Genomic DNA, 22,071 nt, shown 5'->3' with positions numbered 1-22,071 from the left:
ATTAACCGCAATCTGTGAACTTTATTTGTATTGATTCGCTGAATTGCGTTCTTTTTATAATAAATGTAAAAATTTATACTCTTGGAACGAGAGAGGTACAAATTCCTACAGATTTCCCGCCCTCCCCTATTGCGCGGTACAGGGCCGTGAAGAAACGCCGCATAGTTGCGAACACCCGCCAGAATAACCATGGCCGTCCCTGCCGCCGGCCCATGATGCGCGCGTTATGCCAGTTCTCCCCCCATGCAGGGCGGCTTTTGCCTGACGGGAGACAAAACAGTCCCTGTCATGAAACATGCTGAACGGGCGTGCCATGTCCGCGCGCGCACCGGGCCGTTCCCCCCGCAGGCACGGCCGCGCCTGGAGACTCCGCAGCCGGCATTGTCGTGTCCGGACAGGCGCGGCTGCGCGGTCACGCCACAGAACGGGCGTATCAGGCCGGGTCGTTCATCCTGCACGGTCTTGCCCGGCGGGTTATTCCCGTGTCAGGGCCGCCCCCTTGTGGAAGGCGATATGATCGGTCTTGAGACTGCGGATTTCATATTGCGGGTCCTGCGCGCTGGCATGGTGGGTATAGCCATTGACCGGGAAATCCTGCGTGTGCACCGCGATAATGGTGCCGCCCACACGCCCCGCTTCGGAATTCCACCACACCCGCTCACCAACGTGAAAATTCTGCGCCATGGCCTTCCTGCCCCGTTGCCCTGCATTCCCGCAGCGTGACATTATAGAGCCTGACGAGCGATACGCACAGCAGGCGGATGGCACCCGCTTTTGCACCCGACCTTGCCAAACGATATCGCTTTTTTTATAGTGAATTCACGGATACCATGACACGCAGGCGTGCTATCGCCACGCGCTGTCATGCCCCGCAACCGGCAAGCTGGCCATTGATACGCGTTGACGCGACGCATTTCATGCTCTCTCATGGCCGGCCACGCACCCATAGCCTGCCCCTGGCACAAGCCGGGGTCACGCGCGTTCAAGCATTTGGGAGACACATAACCATGCACGTCCCCGTCACCTGCGAAGACATGCCTCCTCCCTTCGGTTGCTGAATCCATGCGTTTGTCCCGGCACCAGAGCGGCCGACAAACGCCAGACTTTCCCCGCGCGGGGGCTGTTCGCCGCCATCGTGCCGCGACAGCATTCCTGGTGTCGCCCGCGACACCCCCGCGCATTCCGGCCTGTCTTGGTGACGATGGCACGGCCGGGATCAGAACAAGGAGCTTATGCCCATGACCGCACCGACAATCCCGACACGGACCCTGAACGACGGGGCGACCCAGCCCGCCATCGGGTTTGGAACCTATCTGCTGAACGGCTCGGCCGGCGTTGGCGACATGGTCAGCGCGATCAAGGTCGGCTACCGCCTGCTCGATTCCGCCTTCAATTACGAAAATGAAGGGGCCGTGGGCGAAGCCATCCGCCAGTCTGGCATTCCGCGTGCGGAACTGCGCGTGACCTCCAAGCTGCCGGGCCGCCACCAGCATTTCAAGGAAGCCATCGCCACGGTCGAGGAATCGCTCTATCGCGCGCAGCTCGACTATTACGACCAGTATCTCATCCACTGGCCGAACCCCAGCAAGGGCCTGTATGTCGAAGCCTGGACCGCATTGATCGAGGCACAGAAAAAAGGCCTGATCCGTTCCATTGGCGTGTGCAACTTCCTGCCCGAACACCTTGAAAAGATCATTGCCGAAACCGGTGTCACCCCCGCCGTGAACCAGGTGGAACTGCACCCCTATTTTCCCCAGGCGGAACAGCGCGCCTTCGATAAGGCGCATGGTATTCTCACCCAGTCGTGGAGCCCGCTGGGCCGGGCCAGCCACATGCTGCAAGACCCCGTACTCAAGACCGTGGCCACACGGGTGGGCAAGACGATTGCCCAGGTCATCCTGCGCTGGCATGTCCAGCTTGGTGCCGTGCCGCTGCCCAAGGCCACGGCCGCACCGCGCCAGACCGAAAACCTCAGCGTGTTCGATTTCGAACTGAGCCCGCAGGACATGGAACAGATCGCAACCCTCGCCCGGCCCGACGGGCGCACCTTCGGCCAGGACCCGGCCACTTACGAGGAATTCTGACCCATGCGCCACACCGCAAGGGCTGGCAGGAAAGCTGCCGGCAAAGCTGCTGAGGGGGCTATTCCGGCGGGGCTTGGGCAGACCCTTTCGGGGCTTGGGGGTGTTCTTGCCAGAACACTTCGGGGCGGCCCTTCAGCGGTCCTTGCGGGGGCTTTCATGCTTTGCGCGGGAAGCCTTGCGGGCGGGGCAATGGCCCCGCAGGCGCGGGCTGCGGGCACGAACCTAATCACCACGCAGAAGCTCGACTGGATGACGGCCGAAAAACTGGCGGCGGAGGCTGTTCGTGTCTGTGCGGCGCGCGGTTTTTCTGTCACGGCGACAGTGGTGGACCCGTCCGGCCACCAGCAGGTTGTCATCAAGGGCGATACCGTGCCCCTGCAATCTTTGTCGGTGTCCTACCGCAAGGCCTATACTGCCTATTCCTACGGCATGGCCTTTAACAAGAATTCGACCAGTGAACTTGTCGCCGCCAAACTGACAGGCCCGGCCGACGGGTCACTGGCAACAGTGCCTGAGGTCATTTTCATTGCCGGGGGCGTGACGTTGCGCAAGGCCGACGGCACGGTGCTGGGCGGCATTGGTGTTTCAGGCGCATCGGGCGGGGACAAGGACGAGGCCTGCGCCCAGGCCGCAGTGGATAAATTCCGCGCCGATTTTCACTGACGGCACGAGCGGACGCCGAGCCGGGGCGTATAAGCTGCCGACACAATATTCCTTAAAAGGTTATGGGTGTCGCATTTTTTCAAAAGGTGACGTTTTTTGAAGCTTTTTTAAAAAAGCGTCACCAAAAACTTTTATCCGTTGGCTGGTTCGGGATTGCGCAGATACGGCCGGGTTGCGGCAATGCACAGGGCAGAGACAACCGCCGCCCCCGCCACCACCCACCCCAGGGAGGACGCAACACCACCCGCCGTGCGGAACACGTGGTCATCCAGATAGCCGATCAGCATGGACCCGCCGGACAGGCCTATCATGGCGTTGCACAGCAGCAATGTGGCTGAAAACTGCGCGCGCAGGGCTTTGGGCACCCGCTGCTGCACCACCAGTGCCGAAGGCGGCATGGGGAAGGACGCGAAAAAGAACGCCACCGCCAGCAGCAGCACAAACGCCACGTTCGCGGACATGGACAGCGCCGCAAGCAGAAAGAGCGGGGCCGCGACAGCCCCCGTCAGCCCGACCCGGGCCGGTGCATCGGCATGGCCACGGCTGGCCAGCAGGTCGATCAGCCGCCCGCTGGTATAAACCCCGCCGCACCCGCACACGATGGCGATCAGGCCCATGACCAGCCCCACATCCTGGTGCGAAAAATGCCGCCCGCGCCCCAGCAGCGCCGGCGTCCAGCTCATGAGCGAGAACAGGATGATGGCCGTGCAGGAATAGCCCAGAAAATGCAGCGTAAAGAACTTCCAATGCCGGGCCATGTAGCGCGGGGCCGCCCAGGCGGACGGGTTCGGGCCCGCCGCGTGCCCGGTTTGCGCATAAACCCGCCCGGCGGGTTCGCGCACGCCCAGCGCAATGCTCAGCGCCAGGGGCAGGCCGGGCAGGCCCACGGCCATGAAACACAGTTTCCACCCCGCAATACCGTGCCAGGATGTGGCGTCATGCAGCGCGGCCAGCACCATGCCGCCGCACAGGAAGGCCAGCCCCGCCCCCACGAAGGAGCCGAGCGAGAACAGTGCCAGCGTGCGGCCCAGCCGTGCGGGGGGAACGATATCGGCCAGGAAGGAATAGACGGCGGGCACAAGAGCTGCCTCCCCAATGCCCACGCAGGTGCGACAGGCAAAAAGCTGCCAGAAGTTCGAGGAAAAACCGCAGCCGATTGTCGCTACACTCCATAACGCCACGCCACTCGCCAGAATGGGCGGGCGTGGCATGCGATCGGCCAAAGCCGCCACCGGCAGGCCCAGCACGGAATAGAACAGCGCGAAGGCAAGACCGTTGAGCAGCGCGAACTGGAAGTCGGACAGGCCCAGATCGGCCTTGACCGGGCCGATCAGCAACGCAAGAATCTGCCGGTCCACAAAGGACAGGACATAGGCTGTCGCGAACAGGGTAATCACGGAACGCGCTTTCATGGCCTGCCCCTTAATTGTATCGGTATCGTAACACTATAATAATTACCCGCCCTGTCCATGCGCGCGGCCCATGGATCATGCCCCGCGCCACCCCGCGTGGCGATACGGGGTGACGCCGTGCCGGGTTTTTCAGGGCAGGAAGGTTTCCTGCAAAAAGCTCCAGGCCAGGCCGGTTGCGGTGTTGCCGGGCACGAACAGCGCACTCGACCAGCGTTCGGTGCGGCTTTCGCCCTGGGTCTGCACTTCCCGGTAGGTGGCCAGCAGGGCTTCGCCCAGGCGGGTGTGGATGGCCACGTCCTCGATCTCCATCACCAGGCCGGGGCGTGAGCCGCGCAGCACGGGCAGCGCACCCGCAAAGGCGTCCAGCCCGATGCGGCGGCCCGCGGCCCCTACCATTTCATAACCCGGTGCGAAATGGGCCAGGATATCCTGCGGGTTTTCAGACCCCTCGCCCCGGAACCATGCCTGGAGCAGCACGTGCAGGTCCACGATTTCCTGTGTTGCGACCTTGAGATCATCCATCGGAAAAGTCCTTTTTATACGTCTGTTTTTATAGCGTCCGGCCGATTGCGGCCTTTAGGGCTGCATCAGCACCGAGCGGGTGGGGATGCTTTGCGCCCAGCCGGTGGCCAGCGGGGCGATGAAGACATTTTCCGTGCGGGTGCGGGCAATTTTCCACACACCGTCTTCGCGGCGGAACAGGTTGTTCAGGCGGCTCGAACGCAGCAGCGAACTGCCATCGCTGAAAATCCAGGGCTGGCAATGCACCCATTGCCCATCTGCCGTATCGCCATGCACATGGATCTGTTCGGATGTCAGGTAATGCACGTTCAGCACCAGAGCCGGGTCGCGCTTGAGGCCCCAGAACCCTTCGAAATGCCTGCGAATGGCCGCCTTGCCCACACACTGGCCGAACTGGTTGGTGTAGTATTCCCCCACCCCTTCCCACACTGCGTCTTCTGTATACAGTTCCATGATCCGATCGATCCGCGTGGCGTCGTCCTCCACCCCGGCTTCGGGGCAGGGCGTGTCGCACAGGAACATGTAGCGCGCCTGAATGCGGCGGATCGCCGCTTCGGCTTCCAGGTCCTCCACCCGGCGGGTCAGGGCCGCCAGGTTGGCACTCAGCGTGGCGACAAGGCTTGCGGATGGGGATGTATCATCGGCCATGGGGTCACTCTCCTTGGAAATGGGTGCCATACCGGGGCACCGTCCCGTCAGCCCAGCGAAACCGCGGGGGGCACGGGGCGGGCGGGCAGCACTGTCTCGGCCCAGGCGGCGTGGGCCAGCAGGGCTTCGTCCTCCCCGAACGGGCCCAGAAGCTGCACGCCCACGGGCAGGCCGGTCGCACTGACCAGCCCGGGCAGGGTGATGGTGGGCAGGCGCAAAAGCGTCCACAGGCGGCTGAACAGCGGGCTGCCCGTGCCTTCGCTCAGCAGCGGGGCCACGTCAGGGGCGGCGGGGGCCAGCAGCACCGTGCCCGGCGGTGTCAGTTCCGCCATGCGCGCGCGCAGGTCCTGTGCGCGGGCCAGGGCGGTGCGGTAGGTGGCGTAGGAAATACCCCGCCCGGCTTCGAGCAGCGCCGAGATCTGCGGGCTGAGCATGTCGCGCCGGTGGGTATATTCCCACGCCAGGGCCTGCACGGCCTCGTAGCTCATGATGGTAATGTGCAGGTCGGCGGCATCGGCAAAGGCGGACAGGTCGATCTCGGCCACCTCCACCTGCGCGCCGAACAGGCCGGCGGCCTGCTCCAGCGCCGCCTGTGTTGCGGGGCCGGCCTCGGCCCAGTGCGGGGTACGGCACAGGCCGATCCGCTTGGGGGCCTGCGCCACCAGCGGCGTGGGGGCGGCCACCGGGCCCTTGAGCACGCCATCGGCCAGGGCGGCGGTCGCGACATCGCGCGTCATGGTGCCCAATGTGTCGAAGGAGGGGGCCAGGCTCTTGATCCCGGCGGACGCATAGCGCCCGTAGCTGGGCTTGAAGCCGACAATGCCGCAATAGGACGCCGGACGCGTGAGCGAGGCCGCCGTCTGAGATGCCAGGCCGATATCGATCATGCCCGCCGCCACCGCCGTGGCCGAACCGGAGGAAGACCCGCCGGGCGTGCGCGCATGGTCGTACGGATTGACCGTGGCCCCGGCGCGGAAGAACGCGAATTCGGTGGTGACGGTCTTGCCCACGCAGACAGCGCCCGCAGCCCGCAGCAATGTCACGCAGGATGCATCCGAACGGGGGTGCCAGCCGTCGTAAATGGGGGAACCGTGGCCCGTGGCGTAATCGGCGGTGTCGATAATATCCTTCACGCCCACGCTCAGCCCGCTCAGCGGGCCCTGGGGTGCGCCCAGCGCTTCAGCACGGATACGCACCGGGTCATAGGCGGTGAACGCACGCAGGACGGGTTCGCTCGTTTCGATACGCTGGATGAGGGCTGCGGCATGGCGCAATCTGTCTTCACTCATCGGGTCACCTCCTTGGCTTTCGGCATGGCGGGCATGGCAGGGATGGACGAATTCCGGCGTCAGCATGGGCGATACGGCCTGTATCGCGGGCCTGCATCACGGGACGGTATCAATGGCCGGTATCACGGGCTTGTATTACTGGCCTGTATTACTGGCTCGCATCAGGGCGGACGTTACGGGCGGTATCCGGGGCACGGGCCGGGGGGTGTGGAACAGGCCCATAGCCCCGGCCGCCATCACGCGCCGTATGTCACGCATTGTCACCGTGCCAGAGCGGGCCGCGTTCGCGCCGCATCTTGCGCACGGCGGCATCGAACATCTTGTCGGCGGCATTGGTGGAGGAAATCACCCATGCGGCGTCACGCGCACAGGCGGCCCGGATCTTGTCGCTGATCGGCGTGTCGGGGCCGGGGATCATGCCCGCATGGCACTGGATTTCCGCCGCGCGCTGCACGGTCCAGAGCAGGAAGAACGCGCGGGCGATATCGCTCTCGCCCACCGCCACGCCGTGGTTGCGCAGCACCAGCACGTGCTTGTCGCCCAGGCTTTCGAGCATGCGGGGGCGTTCTTCCTCATACAGGGTAATGCCCTCGAACGCGTGGTAGCCCACCCGGCCGAAAAGCTGCGCACCGTAGAAGTTGTCGTGGCTGAAACCGCCCTGCTTGACGGCAACGGCGCTGACCTCGCTCGTATGGGTGTGGATGATGCAGTGCACATCATCACGCGCAGCGTGGATGGCCCCGTGCAGCGCGAAACCCGCAGGGTTGGGCTTGTCGGCCGGATCGCCCTCCAGCTTGCCATCGGCATTGACCACAAGCAGGTTCTCGGGCGAGATTTCGTCGTAGTTCAGGCCGAAGGCGTTGACGAGATAGCGTCGTGTCTCGCCCGGCAGGCGGACCGAGATATGGTTGAAGATCATCTCCGTCCAGCCAAAATAATCGACCAGATGGTAACATTCGGCAAGGCGCACACGCAGGCGCCATTCGTCTGAGCTGACATCGGTCATGGCTTATTTCTCCCTGTCGGCGGTGCTTTTGAAGCGCGCCAGCCGCACGAGCGTTTGGGTTACGGGAACGGCAATGCCGTGAACCCTGGCCAGGGCGATCACACTATCGCCTATCGCGGCCAGTTCCAGGGGGCGACGCCCCCTGTAATCCTGAAGCATCGAGGTATCGTGCCCGCCGGCTGCGGCCACCATGTCCAGCAGGTGTTCGGGTGCCAGGGCTGGGTGCAGGCCGCAGGCGGCCCCCACCTGCTGGCCTTCACGCGCGACGGCGGCGATCAGGGCGCGGGTCTGCTCGTCCGTGCCAAGCTGGCCCAGCGGTGCCTCGCACACGACGGAAAGTGGATTGGTCGCAAGATTGGCCACCACCTTGTCCCATACCGCGCTGCGGATATCGGCACTGTGTTCGACCAGGATACCGGCCGCGCGCAGCAGATCCATGACCGCCGCCATGGCCGGCCCCGTACTATATCCCGCACTGGCACCCGCCTCGGCCACGCCCAGCACAAGGCGGGGCTGGCGCGCGCACAGGGCCACACCCGGCTGGGGCATGGTGGAAAACACATAGGCCACACAGCCCAGAATGGCGGAAGGGGCAATGCCCCCGGCCAGAACGCCCCCGGGGTCGACAATGGGGCCTGCCGCCGCACAGGGGTTGGCTATGCAGGGGTTGGCAGCACTGAGGTTGGCAGCACCGGGGTAGGCTGATTTCACGCCATCGGGGCCGGGCAGGGTCATCCACCATGGCACGCCGTTGACAATGGGCAGCACCAGCGTATCGGGCCCGATGACCGGGGCCACGGCGGGCAGGACCGCGCCAAGCTGGTGCGACTTGACCGCCAGGATGACAAGATCGCGCGCAGGCCCGCTGGCCTGTTCGGCGGCCCGGGGCCTGCATGTGAAGGAAGCCCCCCCTTCGCGCAGGGTCAGCCCGTCGGCCCGCAATGCAGCCAGTGTCGCCCCGCGCGCCACCACGGAAACATCGGCCCCCGCACGGGCCAGCATGGCGGCGACCGTGCCGCCCACGGCCCCGATCCCCGCCACGCAGACACTCGGGCCGCCGGACATCAGATATCCACAACCAGAAGCGGGCTGCGCGCGCGCGAACAGCACAGGGCGATCTGGTCGGTGCGTTCGTCTTCGGTCAGGTATTCGTCACGGTGGTCGGGCTCGCCTTCCAGCACGCTGACAACGCAGGTGCCGCAGATCCCCTGCTCGCAGCTTAGCGTGACTTTGACCCCCGCCTTGCCCAGGGCGCCGGCTATGGTGTCTTCCGGCCCGACTTCAACCCGCACGCCAGAACGCGCGGCCAGCACGCTGAAGCCCTCGCCCCCCACCACGGGCTGGGCGGAAAAGGCTTCGCGGTGCAGGCTGGGCCTGGCATAGCCCAGGGCCAGCCCGGCTTCGAACACCGCATCCATCAGCCCGATCGGCCCGCAGGTATAGACATGCGTGCCCGCAAGGGCGGCCCCCTGCGGCAGGGCCTGCGCGCATAACGCCTGGCCGGGGTCGAAACGCAGCGCCCCCGGCTGGCTACGGTCATGCACGACAACGCTGGCGGCGAACGGTGTTTCTGCCAGCACCTGCGCGAAAACCGGGTCGCGTGCGACGTAATGCAGCGTGAAGGGCTGCCCGCGGTCATGCAGTTCATACGCCATGGCAATCAGCGGGGTCACGCCAATGCCCCCGCCCACCAGCACGGAACAGGCGGCCCCCGTATCGAGCGCGAACAGGTTGCGCGGCGCACCGATGGTCAGCCTGCGCCCCACGGACACCTGCTCATGCACGGCGGCCGACCCCCCGCGCGAAGCCGGGTCACGCAGGACGGCCAGACGGTAGCACGACCGATCCGCCGGATCGCCGCACAGGGAATACTGGCGGACCAGCCCATCCCCCAGCACGAGGTCGATATGCGCCCCGGCCTCCCATACCGGCAGGTCGCCCCCGCCGGGCAGGCCCAGGCTGAACAGCAGCACTTCGCCCCGGCGTTCGGCGGCGGTGACTTCCACCTCCAGGCTCTGGCCGGGCAGGATGGCGGCGTCGGCGGGGCGGGGTTGGGTGATCGAAGGCTGGGTCATCGCATGTAAAGCCCGCTGTTGATGTCGATAATCGAGCCGGTGATGGAGCCCGCATCCGGCCGGGCCAGTTCGGCCACCATGCGCGCCACGGTCTGGGGGCTGCCGGGCTGGCCTGTGGGCAGGCTGGACAGCACCCGCGCGGCGTTTTCAGCACCGATCGTGGCCGCGACCGAAGGCAGGTCCAGCGGGCCGGGTGCGATGGCGTTGACCGTAATGCCATACGGGGCCAGGTCACGGGCAAACACCTTGGTGAGCGTATGCACCCCACCCTTTGAGGCCGCGTAATGCGCCCCCGTGGCCGTGCCGCCGTTTTCCCCCGCGAGCGAGCCCATATTGACGATCCGCCCACCCGCACCGGCCGCGCGCAGCCGCCGGGCAAAGCGCTGGCAGCCCAGGAACGTGCCGCGCAGGTTGACCGCGACAATGGCGTCGAACGTGTCGATCCCGATTTCGAGCACTTTCTCCGCCTTCATGACGGCGGCGTTGTTCACCAGCAGCCAGGGCAGGCCGAATGTGGCTTCCACACTGTCCAGCCCGGCCTCGACCGAGCGTTCGCAGGTCACGTCCACCACCACGGCCATGGCCTGCGGCCCCAGCGCCCCGGCCGTGGCCTGGGCTGCCGCTTCATCCACATCGGCCACCGCGACCCGATACCCGCACGCCACCAGATGGGCCGCGATACAGGCGCCAAGCCCGTTCGCACCGCCCGTTACCATGGCCACGGGTGCGCCCGAGGGAGCACCCCCGGCGGAAGCGGGCGCGCCGGTCACAGGATGTAGCTCACGGCTGTCAGCGCCTCGGTCGAGGTCAGGAGCCGCACGACCTTGCGCCCGATCTTCAGCCCCGTTTCGGTGCGCACGAGATCGAAGGTGACATTGGCGGCGTAGTAGCGTTCACGCCCCTGGCGCAGTTCGGTCAGCATCTGCGCGCAGCGCAGGGTGCAGGTGGTCTCGTCCGTGTCGAGCATGCGGTAGCGCGCAAGCAGGCGGATCGTGCGGGCCGGGGGGGCCGCCGAAATGGCGCGCCCGCCCAGCAGGCGCTGCACGCGCTTGGCGCGCATTTCGGCATTGTCGTAGGCGTAGTTGAGAATATCCTCGAAATCTTCCGTATCCGGGTCGATGGGCACGATATACAGCCCATCCTCCGTATAGAGGGAAAGCCATTGCGTGAAATCGCCATGGTCGAGCAGGTCGGCCTCGAGCGTGACAAGCTCGACAGCCTCGTTCAGCGTGATGCTCATGCCATGCTCTCCTCTTCGTTCTTGCTGCATGCGGCGGTCACATCCGTCATGGCCGCCAGCCATTGCCGGTAGGCCGCGCGCATGCCGGTTTCGGCGCTGACATCGCTGAACAGGTTGCCGTCTTCGCGCCGGGCTTCATGCCCCAGGCCGCGATTGAGCAGGATGGCGATATCGCGCCCCGCCAGCGAACCGCGCTGCACGCGGTCCCAGGCCTCCGCATCGTCGGGGGAGCCGAAGCCCATGGGCCCCTGGAAATGTTCGTGCAGGCGCAGGCGCATGTCGTTGCCCAGCTTGGGCCCGCCATCCATGCCGATGGCGATATGGCGGATTTCGGTCTCGGTCACGCTGAGCGGGCGCAGGACGCGGAAGAACGCCATGGAACACGCAAGGTTGGGGAAAAGGTTGAGATTGAACCCCGACCCGCCTACCGCGCGCACGATCCGGCGCACCTGTTCGGGCGGGTAATCCTTGGACAGGCCTTCCGCCAGTTCCTGGAAGCGTTCGGGAATGGGCGCGTCCAGGTCGGCTTCCAGATCGACCAGTTCGGGGATCATGACCATGACGGAGTGGCCGTGGCCCAGATCTTCCACATAGCCTTCGCCCTCGACAAAGTCGAAGGTGTTCTGTGTCTCCCCGTCCACCGAGTCCAGGAAGGATTTGTGAACGATGGGGAAATGATAGGCGTCGGTCGTGTTTTCGAGCTGGATCTTCCAGTTGCCCGGAAAGGTGAACTTGTGCTCGCCCATGGTCTTGACCGGCCAGCCGGCACCCTGCTTCATGAACAGGTCGATCCACGGTTTCGCACGGCCCAGCCAGGCATCCAGCGGCATGATGTCGGCATCGAAGGTCGCGAAGATCAGGCCGTTATATTCTTCCACCCTGAGCGAGACGAGCGGATACTTCGCCTTGTCGAGCTGGCCCGAATACCCGTCCTGGAAAGGTACGCCGCGCAATGCGCCGTCAAGCCCGTAGGCCCAGCCATGATAGGGGCAGACAAAGCTTGCTGCCTTGCCGCGCTTGTTTTCGCACACGGTCGCCCCGCGATGGCGGCAGCGGTTGAGCATGACATGCACATCCCCCTTGCGGTCGCGGGTGACGACAACCGGATGCGGGCCGACAAAGGTGGTGATGAAACTGCCCGCCTCGGGAATGTCGCTGCGATGGGCGACCCAGATCCAGTTATGCATGAAAATGCGGTCCATTTCCATGTCGTACAGGTCAGGGTTGGAGTAGATGGAACCGTCCGCGTAGTCCGCGTTGACAAGGCTCCTTGGGTCGGGGAGAGTCGTCATGGGTTGTCGTCCTTAGCTCTTCATGGTCCTGAACCACGCGGGCGGGCCGCATCGTTTGCAGGAAAACCTTTATCCTCGGCGGGCTGGCAGGCCAGTCGCCACCCTGCGGCCCTTACGGGTAGCCCGGCCTGTCGCCACGCCCGAGCATGACGCGCCCGGCGGCTTCGTAATTGCCGCGCGCCATGAAGGCGTGCTGCGCCACCACCGCGCAATCCTGGAAGCAGCGGCCCAGGATATTGTCCGAACGCACGGCGGCGATCCCGCCAAGGCTGAAACAGTCGCGCGCCACATCAAAGGCGGTCTGCGCGCCATGGGTGGCGGCCAGGCGCACCTTGTTGGCCTGCTTGTCCGATATGGTCTCACCCGCGCAGAGCTGGCCCCAGACTTCGCGCGTGATGTCGTAGAAAAAGGCGCGCGCCGCACTCAGCTTCGCCTCGGCCTGGCCCAGCACGCCCTGGACGAACGGCCTGTCCCCCATGACGGGGGCGCCGGTAATGGAACCGCGCCCGGCCATGGTCCGCGCCTCGTCAATTGCACGGCGGGCACAGCCCAGCCCCACGACCGTCAGCACCTGTGCGGCCAGCCCGAGCGAGGGATAGGCATAGATCGGCGCATCCAGGCTGGGCGCGCCGCCGCGAATGAAGGTCCATTCATGCGGGACGAACACGTCTTCCACCACCACGTCGTGGCTGCCGGTGCCCGCAAGGCCGATCGTGTCCCAGGTTTCATCGATCTGCACGGACGAACGCGGCAGCACGGCGGTGCGCGGCAGGCCGCCGGTTTCGCCTTCGACCGCGATCCCCACCCCGATCAGCGAAGCGCCGGGGCAACCGCTGGCATAGGGCCAGCGCCCGCTGACCATGAAGCCGCCATCCACCGGGCGCGCCTTCTGCGGGGGAAAGATAGCCCCGGCAAACACCACGTCGGGCCCATGCGCATAGAGCTTTTCCAGCGTGGGAATGGGCAGGGCCGCCAGATAGGTGGCCGAAACCCCGAAGCTTGCCACCCACCCGGCGGAGGCATCCGCATGGGCGATGGTTTCGATCAGGTCGAGAAAAGTCATGGGCGAGACTTCAAGCCCGCCAAAACGCCGCGCCACCAGGGCACGGTAGACGCCCACCGACCGGAACTGTTCTACGACAGGCTGGGGAATACGCCGCAGCGCGCGAAATTCCAGGGCTTCGGCACGGATGGTGGCAAGCAGCCCCTCCAATGCATCACCGGTCTGAAGGGCGTGTGGAGCCGCAAGAGTGTCGTTAAGCATTGTATCGTGCCTGCCTTGCTCCGGGTACGGCAAGCCGCCGTACCCTTTCGTTCCATGCGGCGCGCCACTCGCGACCCGTGTGGCGGCCATGTCCTGATGTACCGACAATTTGTTTCCTTTTCAAGTAACTTTTTATCTTTCTGGGGTGTTGCACACACCCCCGTCATCAGAAGGAAACACCGCCCTGAATGTACCACTGGCGGCCGCGATCAAAGGATTTCTGAATATTGCCGAAGCTGCCCGAATAGCTACCCCAGGCCATGAACTTCTCGTTCGTGGCGTTGTCCAGCCCGACCATGAAGTTGTAGCGCCCGCTCTCGCTGACCCAGCGCGCGCTCATGTTCACGGTAATGTATTTGGGCTGCATGAGCTGCGCATAGGGGATCGCGTTCAGGTTGGCGTTATAGCGCGAACGGTAGGTGGCATCCACACGCGGGGTCAGGGTGCCGGCCTTGCCCAGGTCGATCTTTTTGGCCAGGCCGAGATTGGCCGTCCATTTGGAGACGAGAACGAACGGGCTGCTCAGGGTCAGGCCCTGCACGCCGCCGTTCAGCTTGGTGTAATGCGCATCCGTCATGCCGATGGAGCCGATGGCGGTCCAGCCATCGCCGATCGCGTATTGGCTTTCAAGCTCGAAACCGGGAATACGCGCCTTGCCCGCATTGGTATAGTACGGACCGATATTGGTGTCGTCGGCCACCAGAAGCTGCACGTCGTTATAGAATGTGTAAAAACCGGCCGCACTGATACGCAGCCTGTGATTGAGCCCGTAGAATTTCAGCCCGCCTTCGAACGAATTCACGGTTTCGGGCCGGAAAGACGGCGGGGCCGCGGCAATGTTGGTCAGGCGCTGCGTAAAGCCGCCGCCCTTGAACCCCTGCGAGAACGTGGCATAGGCCATCAGTTCATGCGTGACCTGGTAGGCCACGTTGACCATGGGCGTCCAGCGCGCATTGTTGTTGTGATAGGTCTGGTAAGGAACGATACGCGTGCCCGGCGGAATGGTGACATAGGGCGCACGACCCGAGGTGTAATACTGGTTGGGCGTGAAGCTCTTGTTGTCTTCCGTGTAGCGCACGCCCGCCGTGATATGCAGCTTGGAGGTGACGTCATACGTCGCCTGCGCGTAGGCGGCATAGTTGGTGTCGTGGAAATACCCACCGCTTTGCAGGCTCAGCAGGTAGAAGTTCGTGGGGTTCAGGTCCTGGCCGGACTGGCTGAAGTAATACACACCTGCCGCATAATGCAGCCGGTTGTGCAGGACACGGCCATTGATCTGGAATTCTTCGGAAAACTGCTTTTCCGCGTAGTTGTCGTACACGGCGTTGATGCCGATCGGCGATGCGTCACGATCCTGCGCGAACTTGCCAAGGCTTTTGCGGTAGGCGGTAATGGATTTGAGGTCGATATAGTCTGTCAGGTGGTAGTCGATCGTGCCCGAGGTGGACCAGCTTGTCAGGTTGGAAAAGTCGGGGCTGGTGCCGTAGTTGGTGTTCTTGCTGAAATAGCGCGAATTGTAGCAGCCCGAGCCCGAACAGTTGTTCAGCGTACCGCCGGCATTGGCGTTGTTGATCGTGATCATGGTCGCGGGCGACATCACACCGGTGGTGACAAAAGGTGCGCCGTTGCTGCGGTCACGCGACCAGTCGCCACGCAGGACGATATCGAGCTTTTCGATCGGGTTCCAGCGCAGCGCGCCCTTGAACACACGGCTGTCCTGGTTGCCCAGCGAACGCGCGTTCTTCTGGTACGGCGCGTTGACGTAGCCGTCCTGCATGAAGCTGCCGACAGAGAAGTTGGCATAAAGGTTTTTGGCAACCGGCGTGTTGACGAAGGCCCGCACGTTGATGCGGTTGGCCGTGCCGTATTTGACATCGGCCTTGGCCGAAAGCGTCTCGTTCGGGGTGAGGGAGGACACCGAGACCGCACCACCGATGGTGTTACGCCCGAACAGCGTGCCCTGCGGGCCGCGCAGCACCGAAACGTCGGCAATGTCGACCATGCTCAGCACCGAGCCCACGGCGCTGCCGACATACACGCCATCGACATACATGCCCACACCCGGATCGACCCCGAAGGAGAAGTCGGTCTGGCCGATGCCGCGGATGAACACGGCCGCGGCGTTGGCGACACCGGAGTTGGAGGCCACGTTGCCGAATGAGATATTGGGCGCGAAATTCTGGATCTTGTCGAGCGAGGTAATGCCACGCTCGGTAAATTGCTGGCCGGACATGGTGGTCATGGAAATGGGCGTGCGTTCGAGGCGTTCGCTACGCCGGCGGGCATGCACCATCACGTCCTCAAGCCCGGTGCTGCGCAATGCGGCGGTGTTTTTGGGCTTTTGCCCGACCGCCGCGGCACGGGTGGATGCCCCCGTTTTCGTGGCGGATGTGGACGCCACTTTCGCATTGCCGGTCGTGCCACTGGTCGCACTGGTTTTCTGAACCGACGCCGTGGTGGCCTTACCCCCTTTGGTACCCGAAACCGCATGTGTCGCAGCAGAAGCAGCGTCGAAAGCAAAAGCCAGCGCCAGCACCGAGCAGCCGGACTTCAGCACCGGAGTTCTGAGGGTAACCATAGAAGGGAGCACCGCAGGAAGCACACCCTTCCTCGTCCGATTTATCCACATCTTTCTTGTTTCCTCACTGGCCCGCCGACCGCCCGGCGGGCATCAATCGATACGATCAGGCAATGGCGCGCCGCCCCGCCGGTCCCTTTTTGCGGAAAAGGACCGAGATTGCCCGTAAACATAAAATATTATGTGAAAAAGAAACTGATATGTCCAGCAGTTTCGTTTCGATTCTGTACTATTTTTTTCCTGTTTCCGCCGCCTGGCGCGCCACGGCGCGGCTGATCAGAAACTGCCTTATCTTTTCAACATCCTGCGCCGCCAGCACGCTGGAAAAACCCACCATGCCATAGGCTGTCAGGGCCCCGCGCGCCACGACGGCGTTAAACGCATCGCTCGACGCCAAAGCCCCCGAAAACCGCAGATCGGGCAGCACGCCACCCCCCACGGCGTTATCGCCATGGCATGCCAGGCAGTAATGCTGGTACAGATCGTACCCGGCAGGCACCTGCGCCTGGTCGGCTGTCTGCGTTATGGGCGTGGGCAACTGCCCGGTGCGTGTTTCAGCCGGAAGCCGGGCATGACCGTCAAGTGCGAAAACCAGCAGGCGTGAATGGTTGATGCCTGGATTGCGGTACCGTGCCAGTGCGCCGCCCATAAGCGGGAAAACCCCGCCCCATCCGGCTTCCACCGCCACATATTGCCGCCCGTCCACCGCGTAGGAGATCGGGGGGGCCACAATGCCGGTATGGGCATCGAAATGGTACAGCACCGCCCCCGTGCGGGCATTATAAGCTTCGAAACCGCCAGTTGCCAGGCCCTGGAATACCAGATCGCCCGCCGTCGCCAGCACGCCGCCATTCCATGCCGTGTCGTGTTCCACCCTGAACGCCACCTTGCCCGCCACGGGGTCCCAGGCTTCCAGCCAGCCTTTGACACCGCTTGTCACGGCGGCAATAACGGCGGGTACATCGGGCAGGCCCGCCATGTCGATGCCGAGATTGACCCCCATGGCATGGAGATGGAAATCTTTTTCCGACTTGAAGGGTTCCGGCAATTGCTGGGCGGGAATATAGACATATCCCGTTCGGGGGCTGTAGGCCATGGGCGCCCAGTTATGCCCGCCCAGCGAGCCGGGGATCCCCATCCAGGTCTGCCCGGTGAGCGACCACAACGCATCGGGCACGACACGCGGGCGGCCGGTCAGCGGGTCCACACCATCGGCCCAGTTGAGAAATGTGTAGGGTATGGCGGAAACGAATTCCCCGCTTGCGGCATCGAGCAGGTAGAAAAAGCCGTTCTTGGGGGCCTGGGCCAGCAGGTGGCGGCGCACGCCGCCAATCGTCAGGTCCAGCACCATCATGGGTTGTGAGGCTGTAAAGTCCCACTGGTCCATGGGGGTTTCCTGAAAATGCCAGACATACTCGCCCGTTTCTGGGCGGATGGCTACGATGCTACCCAAAAAGAGGTTGCTGCCCACCCCGTTCGAGCGGACCTTGTAGCTCCAGGGCGAACCATTGCCCACGCCCAGGAAGACAAGATCGGTCTGCGGGTCGTAGACGATGGAATCCCACACCGTGCCGCCCCCGCCCGAACGGGTCCACGCGCCGGTGGGGCTCCAGGTGCGGTACGCCTTCTGGGCCAGCACGGTGTCGGACGCAGCGCCGTCGGGGCGGTTGCCCGGGGCAGGCACGGTATAAAAACGCCATTTGAGCGCGCCGGTCCGCCCGTCGAAACCCGAGACAAAGCCGCGCGCCCCGAATTCGGCCCCGCCATTGCCGATCATCACCACACCCTTGGCCACGCGCGGCGCGCCATCGATGGTGTAGGAACGGATGCCGCCCAAGCTGGCCTCGGCCGGGATGGTGTTCACGCTCCACAACTGGTGGCCGGTCCTGGCATCCAGCGCGATCAGCCGCCCGTCAAACGTGCCGATATAGACACGACCTTCCCAATAGGCCGCACCGCGATTGACCGTATCGCAACAGCCCTTGGCCGCCACATTGCCGGGCACGCGCGGGTCATAACGCCACAGCACGGCCCCGGTCGCGGCATTCAGCGCTTCGACCTTGCTCCAGTTCGTGGTGACATACATGACACCATCCACCACCAGCGGCGTGCCTTCCTGCCCGCGAAATGTATCGAAATCCTGATACCAGGCCAGGCCAAGGCGCCCCACGGTGTGGGTGTCGATCTGTGTCAGCGGGCTGTAGCGCTGCTCGGCCGTCGTGCGCCCATGCTGCGGCCAGTCCCGGTCGGGCACGGCCATGCCGCCCGAAGCAAGGGCGGCTGCCACGGCCTGCGTGCTGCCAAGCGCACCCTGCGGAGCAGGGGGGTGCGTATCGGCCCCGTCATGCGGGCCGGGCAGAACATTGGCAGCGCCTTGGCTGGCCGGAACCATGGCCGGTGCGGCATGGGACACCGGCGGTGCGCCCATCGCAACCAGCGCGAGAAAGGCTGCAAGACCGGCCGGGGGCAGCGCACGCCCCCTGCCCGCCATTTCTGCAAAAATCCGCCGATATGCGGGGGCGTTTTTCAGCGCCGGGTGCATGTGCCGCCTGCCCCCCATCAGTGCCGGATACAGACAGCTTTGAGTTCGGTGAACGCGTCCAGCCAGTCCGTGCCGAAATCGCGGCCCAGGCCGGAATCCTTCATGCCGCCGAACGGCAGATTCGGGTCGATCATGACATGGCTGTTCACCCAGACCGTACCGGCCTGCATGCGCGGGGGCAGGTCCATGGCCTGGGCCAGGCTGCTGGTCCACACGCTGGCGGCCAGACCGAAGCTGCTGTCATTGGCGCGGGCCAGCGCGTCTTCCACGCTGTCGACCCGTGTCAGCGCCATGACGGGGCCGAACACTTCCTCCCGCGTGAGGGCAAGGGTATCATCGGGGTTCAGCACCAGCGCGGGGCGCACGTAATAGCCCGCCCCCGCATTGCCCGGCAGGTTCTGGCCCCACAGGATTTCGGCCCCCTGCTCCATCGCGTTCTGCAGGTAGCCCGATACCTTGTCCTGCTGCACGGCCGAGGCCACGGGGTTGACCTGCGTCGTCTCATCCATGCCCGGTCCGATCCGCATGGAAGACAGGGCCGCGTGCAGCCCGGCCGCCACCTTGTCGAACAGTGGGGCCTGCACGTAAACGCGCGAACAGGCCGCACAGACCTGACCCTGGTTGAGGAACCCGGCCAGTGCCAGCCCGCCCACCACCTGTTCCACATCCGCATCCGCCAGCACGATGGCGGGGTTCTTGCCCCCCAGTTCGAGCGAGACCGGGGCCAGCCGCCCGGCACAGATCTGGGCAATGCGCTTGCCCACGGGGGTGGAACCGGTAAAGCTGACCTTGGCCACATCCGCGTGGCGCACCAGCGTATCCCCCGCCACGGCACCCCGCCCGGTCACGACATTGAACACACCATCGGGCACGCCGGCCTCGGTCGCGAGCTGGGCCAGGTACAGCAGGGTCAGCGGTGTGGTATCGGCCGGTTTGGCCACCACCGAACACCCCGCCGCCAGGGCGGGCAGCACTTTCCACACCCCGATCACCAGCGGGAAGTTCCATGGCACGATCCCCGCCACCACGCCCACGGGTTCCTTGCGGGTAAAGCTGGTATAGCGTGCACCTGGCGGCAGGGCGATGGACACGTCCAGGCTCTGCCCCGTGATCTTGGTGGCCAGCCCCGCCACATAGCGGATCCAGGACTGCGCGCCACCGGCTTCGAGAATACGCGACAGGACAAGGGATTTTCCCTGTTCCAGCGTTTCGAGCTGGGCCAGGATTTCCGCATCACGCTCGACCAGGTCCGCAAGGCGCAGCAGCACGCGCTCGCGCATGCCGGGGGCGAGGGACGCCCAGACACCGACGCGAAAACTCTCCCGCGCCGCATCGACCGCACGCGCGGCATCACGCGCCGTGGCATCGGGCACGGAACTGATTATGGCACCCGTGGCCGGGTTGTAGACATTCAGCCGGGCGTTGCCTTCGGCCTCCACCCACCGGCCGCCGATATAAAGCTGGTGCCGCCGGTCCAGAAAATCCCGAACTGCGGGCAGGATGGGTGTTTCAGTCATGCTGTTGCCTCTGCCATGCGGGGAAAGGGCACAACCGCGCCACCTTCGCCCGTTTGAATGGACTCTGTTTGAAGACATTGGGCCCGCGACGCGCGCAGGGTTGCAAGATCGGCCGCACCCAGCAGGGTCATGGTGCTGCGCATGCCATCGCGCAGGCTGGCCAGCACATCGGCCACGCCCTGCCCGCCCGCCGTGGCAAGTCCGTAGACCCAGGGCCGCCCGATCCACACGGCCGACGCCCCCAGGGCCAGTGCCTTGATGATGTCGCCGCCCGAGCGAAAGCCGCCATCCACGCAGACCTCCACCCGGCCCTGTGCCGCATCCAGGCTGGCGGGCAGCGCTTCGATCGCGGAAATGGCGCCGTCAAGCTGGCGGCCGCCATGGTTGGACAGCACAACCCCGTCCACCCCCAGGGCTGCGGCACGCGCCGTATCCTGCGGGTGCAGCACGCCCTTGATCACCAGCCGGCCTTTCCACTGCGCGCGCAGGCGGGCCATGTCATCCCAATCCAGGCCGGGGTCCATGGCGCGGCTGATGGCGGCGGCCTGGGCAAACAGGTTCGTGCCCATGCCGTAGGGCACCAGATTGCCGATCAGCCGGTCGGACCGGCGCAGGGCGCCATACAGCCAGCGCGGACGGACCAGCATCTGCCCCGCCAGACGGGGCGAAACACCGGTCGCACTGCGAAAACCGTTGCGGGCATCACGCTCGCGCATGGGGGTTATGGGGGTATCGACCGTGACGACCAGCGTGCGTATGCCCGCAGCCCAGACCCGGCACAGCATATCCTGCGTGACCGCACGGTCGCGGAAGACATAGAGCTGGAACATCAGCCGCGCGGGGTCGACGCTGGCTGCGATCTGCTCGATCCCCGCAAGCGAGAAGCTGGACACGCACATCGCACTGCCCGCCCCGACCGCGGCCCTGGCGGCGGCGATCTCCCCCACCGGGGAGACCAGCCCCGCCATGCCCACAGGGGCGAGGGCGACCGGAAAATCCATATCGAGACCCAGCACACGGGCCTTGAGCGAAGGTTCAGCCGCGCCGCGCAGGGCGAACGGGACAAAACCGATCCGATCCAGCGCAGCCGTGTTGCGGCGTAGCGTGGTCTCGGCCCCGGCACCGCCGTCAATATAGTCGAACAGCCAGCGGGGCAGCCTGTTTCGGGCCACCCGCCTGCGTTCGTTCGCGGAAATAATCATGGCCGCCGCACTCCGTCATCCCCCGCCATGCCTGGCGAACGAGAACGATACTACAGCGGAATGGTAGACATTTCCACTTATTTATTAAGTTTTCGCGGTGGAGTGATCAGTAGATATTGTCGTAGATTTTTCGCAGGGTTTTCATGAATGCGTCGATCTCGGCATCTTCCACGTCATGGAAGGCGCGCTCGAAAATCAGCCCCGCCTTGGCGCGCACCTGCTCGACTGCGGCGCGGCCCTTCTCGGTCAGGCTGACTTCTGTCACGCGCCCGTCCCGGGCGGAAACCTGGGTGCTGACCAGGTCTTCGGCTTCCATCCGGTAGATCAGCTTGGTCATGGTCGGCACCCTGATCACCGCAAGGTCGGCAATGGTGCTGATGGTCGCGTAATCGCGTTCGGACAGGATATTGAGCACCCGCCAGCGCGGCACGTCCATGCCGATGGGCTTGAGATGGGCATCCATGCGCAGATGGTACAGCCCCGTCAGCCGCGACAGATGGAAGAAGGGCGATGCATCAGGCGAAAAAGCCGCATTGGTCGGGTTGGCCTGACGCCAGATCTTGCCTCGTCTCAAAAAACCAGTCCTCGGCTCGGGAGCGTACTGCCAGGCAGGCGGCGCGGCCAGATTGCCCGACCTCGGCACCCCCGGGCGGCGACTCGCCCTGCGTGACCGGATGGCCTGATGGACCACCGGTTCCAAAAAGGCAGGACTAGCCGATCTGCCCGGCGGCGGAAAG

General features: G+C 64.7%; 19 protein-coding genes. 2 read left to right on the top strand and 17 right to left on the bottom strand.

Features of this window, described 5'->3' with window-relative positions; translation table 11 throughout:
* Positions 1-474: 474 nt before the first annotated feature.
* On the bottom strand, positions 475-684 hold the full coding sequence (locus tag J2D77_RS08140; RefSeq protein WP_207845786.1) for a hypervirulence associated TUDOR domain-containing protein: 210 nt from the start codon (positions 682-684) through the stop codon (positions 475-477).
* 554 nt (positions 685-1,238) lie between these two features.
* Between J2D77_RS08140 and J2D77_RS08135 the strand changes: the two genes are divergently transcribed.
* Positions 1,239-2,084 carry an aldo/keto reductase gene (locus J2D77_RS08135; RefSeq protein ID WP_207845785.1) on the top strand — a complete coding sequence of 282 codons (846 nt, stop codon included), beginning with the start codon at positions 1,239-1,241 and terminating at the stop codon, positions 2,082-2,084.
* A 189-nt stretch (positions 2,085-2,273) separates the two neighbouring features.
* Positions 2,274-2,747, top strand: a complete 474-nt coding sequence (locus tag J2D77_RS08130) for a GlcG/HbpS family heme-binding protein (protein WP_230975676.1) — start codon at positions 2,274-2,276, stop codon at positions 2,745-2,747.
* Between the two features lie 131 nt (positions 2,748-2,878).
* Here J2D77_RS08130 and J2D77_RS08125 read toward each other — a convergent pair whose 3' ends face one another.
* From J2D77_RS08125 to J2D77_RS08050, 16 genes are all read right to left on the bottom strand, one after another.
* Positions 2,879-4,159: a spinster family MFS transporter gene (locus J2D77_RS08125; protein WP_207845784.1), complete on the bottom strand. Its 1,281-nt coding sequence runs from the start codon at positions 4,157-4,159 to the stop codon at positions 2,879-2,881.
* A gap of 129 nt (positions 4,160-4,288) precedes the next feature.
* Positions 4,289-4,681, bottom strand: a complete 393-nt coding sequence (locus J2D77_RS08120; protein WP_207845783.1) for a hypothetical protein — start codon at positions 4,679-4,681, stop codon at positions 4,289-4,291.
* A 54-nt stretch (positions 4,682-4,735) separates the two neighbouring features.
* The gene (locus J2D77_RS08115; protein ID WP_207845782.1) at positions 4,736-5,329 is read right to left on the bottom strand and encodes a nuclear transport factor 2 family protein; all 594 of its coding nucleotides are present in this window, start codon (positions 5,327-5,329) and stop codon (positions 4,736-4,738) included.
* 47 nt (positions 5,330-5,376) lie between these two features.
* On the bottom strand, positions 5,377-6,618 hold the full coding sequence (locus tag J2D77_RS08110) for an amidase (RefSeq protein WP_207845781.1): 1,242 nt from the start codon (positions 6,616-6,618) through the stop codon (positions 5,377-5,379).
* 250 nt (positions 6,619-6,868) lie between these two features.
* Complete coding sequence (locus tag J2D77_RS08105; protein ID WP_207845780.1) at positions 6,869-7,624, bottom strand: class II aldolase/adducin family protein; 756 nt, start codon at positions 7,622-7,624, stop codon at positions 6,869-6,871.
* 3 nt (positions 7,625-7,627) lie between these two features.
* Entirely contained in the window at positions 7,628-8,689 is a 1,062-nt protein-coding gene (locus J2D77_RS08100; protein WP_207845779.1) for a ketopantoate reductase family protein, read from the bottom strand.
* Complete coding sequence (locus tag J2D77_RS08095) at positions 8,689-9,699, bottom strand: PDR/VanB family oxidoreductase (RefSeq protein WP_230975652.1); 1,011 nt, start codon at positions 9,697-9,699, stop codon at positions 8,689-8,691. The genes J2D77_RS08100 and J2D77_RS08095 overlap by 1 nt, the downstream gene beginning before the upstream one ends.
* A complete protein-coding gene (locus J2D77_RS08090; RefSeq protein WP_331000087.1) occupies positions 9,696-10,469 on the bottom strand; it encodes an SDR family NAD(P)-dependent oxidoreductase in 774 nt (257 codons plus the stop codon). Before J2D77_RS08090 ends, J2D77_RS08095 begins: the two co-directional genes overlap by 4 nt.
* Positions 10,466-10,939, bottom strand: a complete 474-nt coding sequence (locus J2D77_RS08085; protein WP_207845778.1) for an aromatic-ring-hydroxylating dioxygenase subunit beta — start codon at positions 10,937-10,939, stop codon at positions 10,466-10,468. The genes J2D77_RS08090 and J2D77_RS08085 overlap by 4 nt, the downstream gene beginning before the upstream one ends.
* Positions 10,936-12,231, bottom strand: a complete 1,296-nt coding sequence (locus J2D77_RS08080; RefSeq protein ID WP_207845777.1) for an aromatic ring-hydroxylating oxygenase subunit alpha — start codon at positions 12,229-12,231, stop codon at positions 10,936-10,938. The genes J2D77_RS08085 and J2D77_RS08080 overlap by 4 nt, the downstream gene beginning before the upstream one ends.
* A gap of 112 nt (positions 12,232-12,343) precedes the next feature.
* Positions 12,344-13,495 carry an acyl-CoA dehydrogenase family protein gene (locus J2D77_RS08075; protein ID WP_207845776.1) on the bottom strand — a complete coding sequence of 384 codons (1,152 nt, stop codon included), beginning with the start codon at positions 13,493-13,495 and terminating at the stop codon, positions 12,344-12,346.
* A gap of 166 nt (positions 13,496-13,661) precedes the next feature.
* Positions 13,662-16,073: a TonB-dependent receptor gene (locus tag J2D77_RS08070; RefSeq protein WP_230975651.1), complete on the bottom strand. Its 2,412-nt coding sequence runs from the start codon at positions 16,071-16,073 to the stop codon at positions 13,662-13,664.
* Positions 16,074-16,302: 229 nt separating this feature from the next.
* Positions 16,303-18,333 carry a PQQ-dependent dehydrogenase, methanol/ethanol family gene (locus J2D77_RS08065; protein ID WP_207845961.1) on the bottom strand — a complete coding sequence of 677 codons (2,031 nt, stop codon included), beginning with the start codon at positions 18,331-18,333 and terminating at the stop codon, positions 16,303-16,305.
* 299 nt (positions 18,334-18,632) lie between these two features.
* Entirely contained in the window at positions 18,633-20,132 is a 1,500-nt protein-coding gene (locus J2D77_RS08060; RefSeq protein ID WP_207845775.1) for an aldehyde dehydrogenase family protein, read from the bottom strand.
* On the bottom strand, positions 20,129-21,334 hold the full coding sequence (locus tag J2D77_RS08055; RefSeq protein WP_207845774.1) for an alpha-hydroxy acid oxidase: 1,206 nt from the start codon (positions 21,332-21,334) through the stop codon (positions 20,129-20,131). The genes J2D77_RS08060 and J2D77_RS08055 overlap by 4 nt, the downstream gene beginning before the upstream one ends.
* 106 nt (positions 21,335-21,440) lie before the next feature.
* Positions 21,441-21,908 carry a MarR family winged helix-turn-helix transcriptional regulator gene (locus J2D77_RS08050; RefSeq protein ID WP_230975650.1) on the bottom strand — a complete coding sequence of 156 codons (468 nt, stop codon included), beginning with the start codon at positions 21,906-21,908 and terminating at the stop codon, positions 21,441-21,443.
* Between the last annotated feature and the right edge of the window lie 163 nt (positions 21,909-22,071).

It is taken from the genome of Acetobacter garciniae (assembly GCF_017377735.1).
Classification (GTDB): Bacteria; Pseudomonadota; Alphaproteobacteria; order Acetobacterales; family Acetobacteraceae; genus Acetobacter; species Acetobacter garciniae.
This window is presented reverse-complemented; position numbering and strand designations above follow the sequence as displayed.

Excerpts from the sequence above, each read along its gene's own strand:
- J2D77_RS08065 (WP_207845961.1), bottom strand. The coding sequence starts at position 18,333 with ATGGCCGTGCCCGACCGGGACTGGCCGCAGCATGGGCGCACGACGGCC.
- J2D77_RS08085 (WP_207845778.1), bottom strand. The coding sequence starts at position 10,939 with ATGAGCATCACGCTGAACGAGGCTGTCGAGCTTGTCACGCTCGAGGCC.
- J2D77_RS08120 (WP_207845783.1), bottom strand. The coding sequence starts at position 4,681 with ATGGATGATCTCAAGGTCGCAACACAGGAAATCGTGGACCTGCACGTG.
- J2D77_RS08080 (WP_207845777.1), bottom strand. The coding sequence starts at position 12,231 with ATGACGACTCTCCCCGACCCAAGGAGCCTTGTCAACGCGGACTACGCG.
- J2D77_RS08070 (WP_230975651.1), bottom strand. The coding sequence starts at position 16,073 with ATGGTTACCCTCAGAACTCCGGTGCTGAAGTCCGGCTGCTCGGTGCTG.
- J2D77_RS08060 (WP_207845775.1), bottom strand. The coding sequence starts at position 20,132 with ATGACTGAAACACCCATCCTGCCCGCAGTTCGGGATTTTCTGGACCGG.
- J2D77_RS08095 (WP_230975652.1), bottom strand. The coding sequence starts at position 9,699 with ATGACCCAGCCTTCGATCACCCAACCCCGCCCCGCCGACGCCGCCATC.
- J2D77_RS08130 (WP_230975676.1), top strand. The coding sequence starts at position 2,274 with ATGGCCCCGCAGGCGCGGGCTGCGGGCACGAACCTAATCACCACGCAG.
- J2D77_RS08115 (WP_207845782.1), bottom strand. The coding sequence starts at position 5,329 with ATGGCCGATGATACATCCCCATCCGCAAGCCTTGTCGCCACGCTGAGT.
- J2D77_RS08075 (WP_207845776.1), bottom strand. The coding sequence starts at position 13,495 with ATGCTTAACGACACTCTTGCGGCTCCACACGCCCTTCAGACCGGTGAT.
- J2D77_RS08055 (WP_207845774.1), bottom strand. The coding sequence starts at position 21,334 with ATGATTATTTCCGCGAACGAACGCAGGCGGGTGGCCCGAAACAGGCTG.
- J2D77_RS08135 (WP_207845785.1), top strand. The coding sequence starts at position 1,239 with ATGACCGCACCGACAATCCCGACACGGACCCTGAACGACGGGGCGACC.
- J2D77_RS08140 (WP_207845786.1), bottom strand. The coding sequence starts at position 684 with ATGGCGCAGAATTTTCACGTTGGTGAGCGGGTGTGGTGGAATTCCGAA.
- J2D77_RS08125 (WP_207845784.1), bottom strand. The coding sequence starts at position 4,159 with ATGAAAGCGCGTTCCGTGATTACCCTGTTCGCGACAGCCTATGTCCTG.
- J2D77_RS08105 (WP_207845780.1), bottom strand. The coding sequence starts at position 7,624 with ATGACCGATGTCAGCTCAGACGAATGGCGCCTGCGTGTGCGCCTTGCC.
- J2D77_RS08110 (WP_207845781.1), bottom strand. The coding sequence starts at position 6,618 with ATGAGTGAAGACAGATTGCGCCATGCCGCAGCCCTCATCCAGCGTATC.
- J2D77_RS08100 (WP_207845779.1), bottom strand. The coding sequence starts at position 8,689 with ATGTCCGGCGGCCCGAGTGTCTGCGTGGCGGGGATCGGGGCCGTGGGC.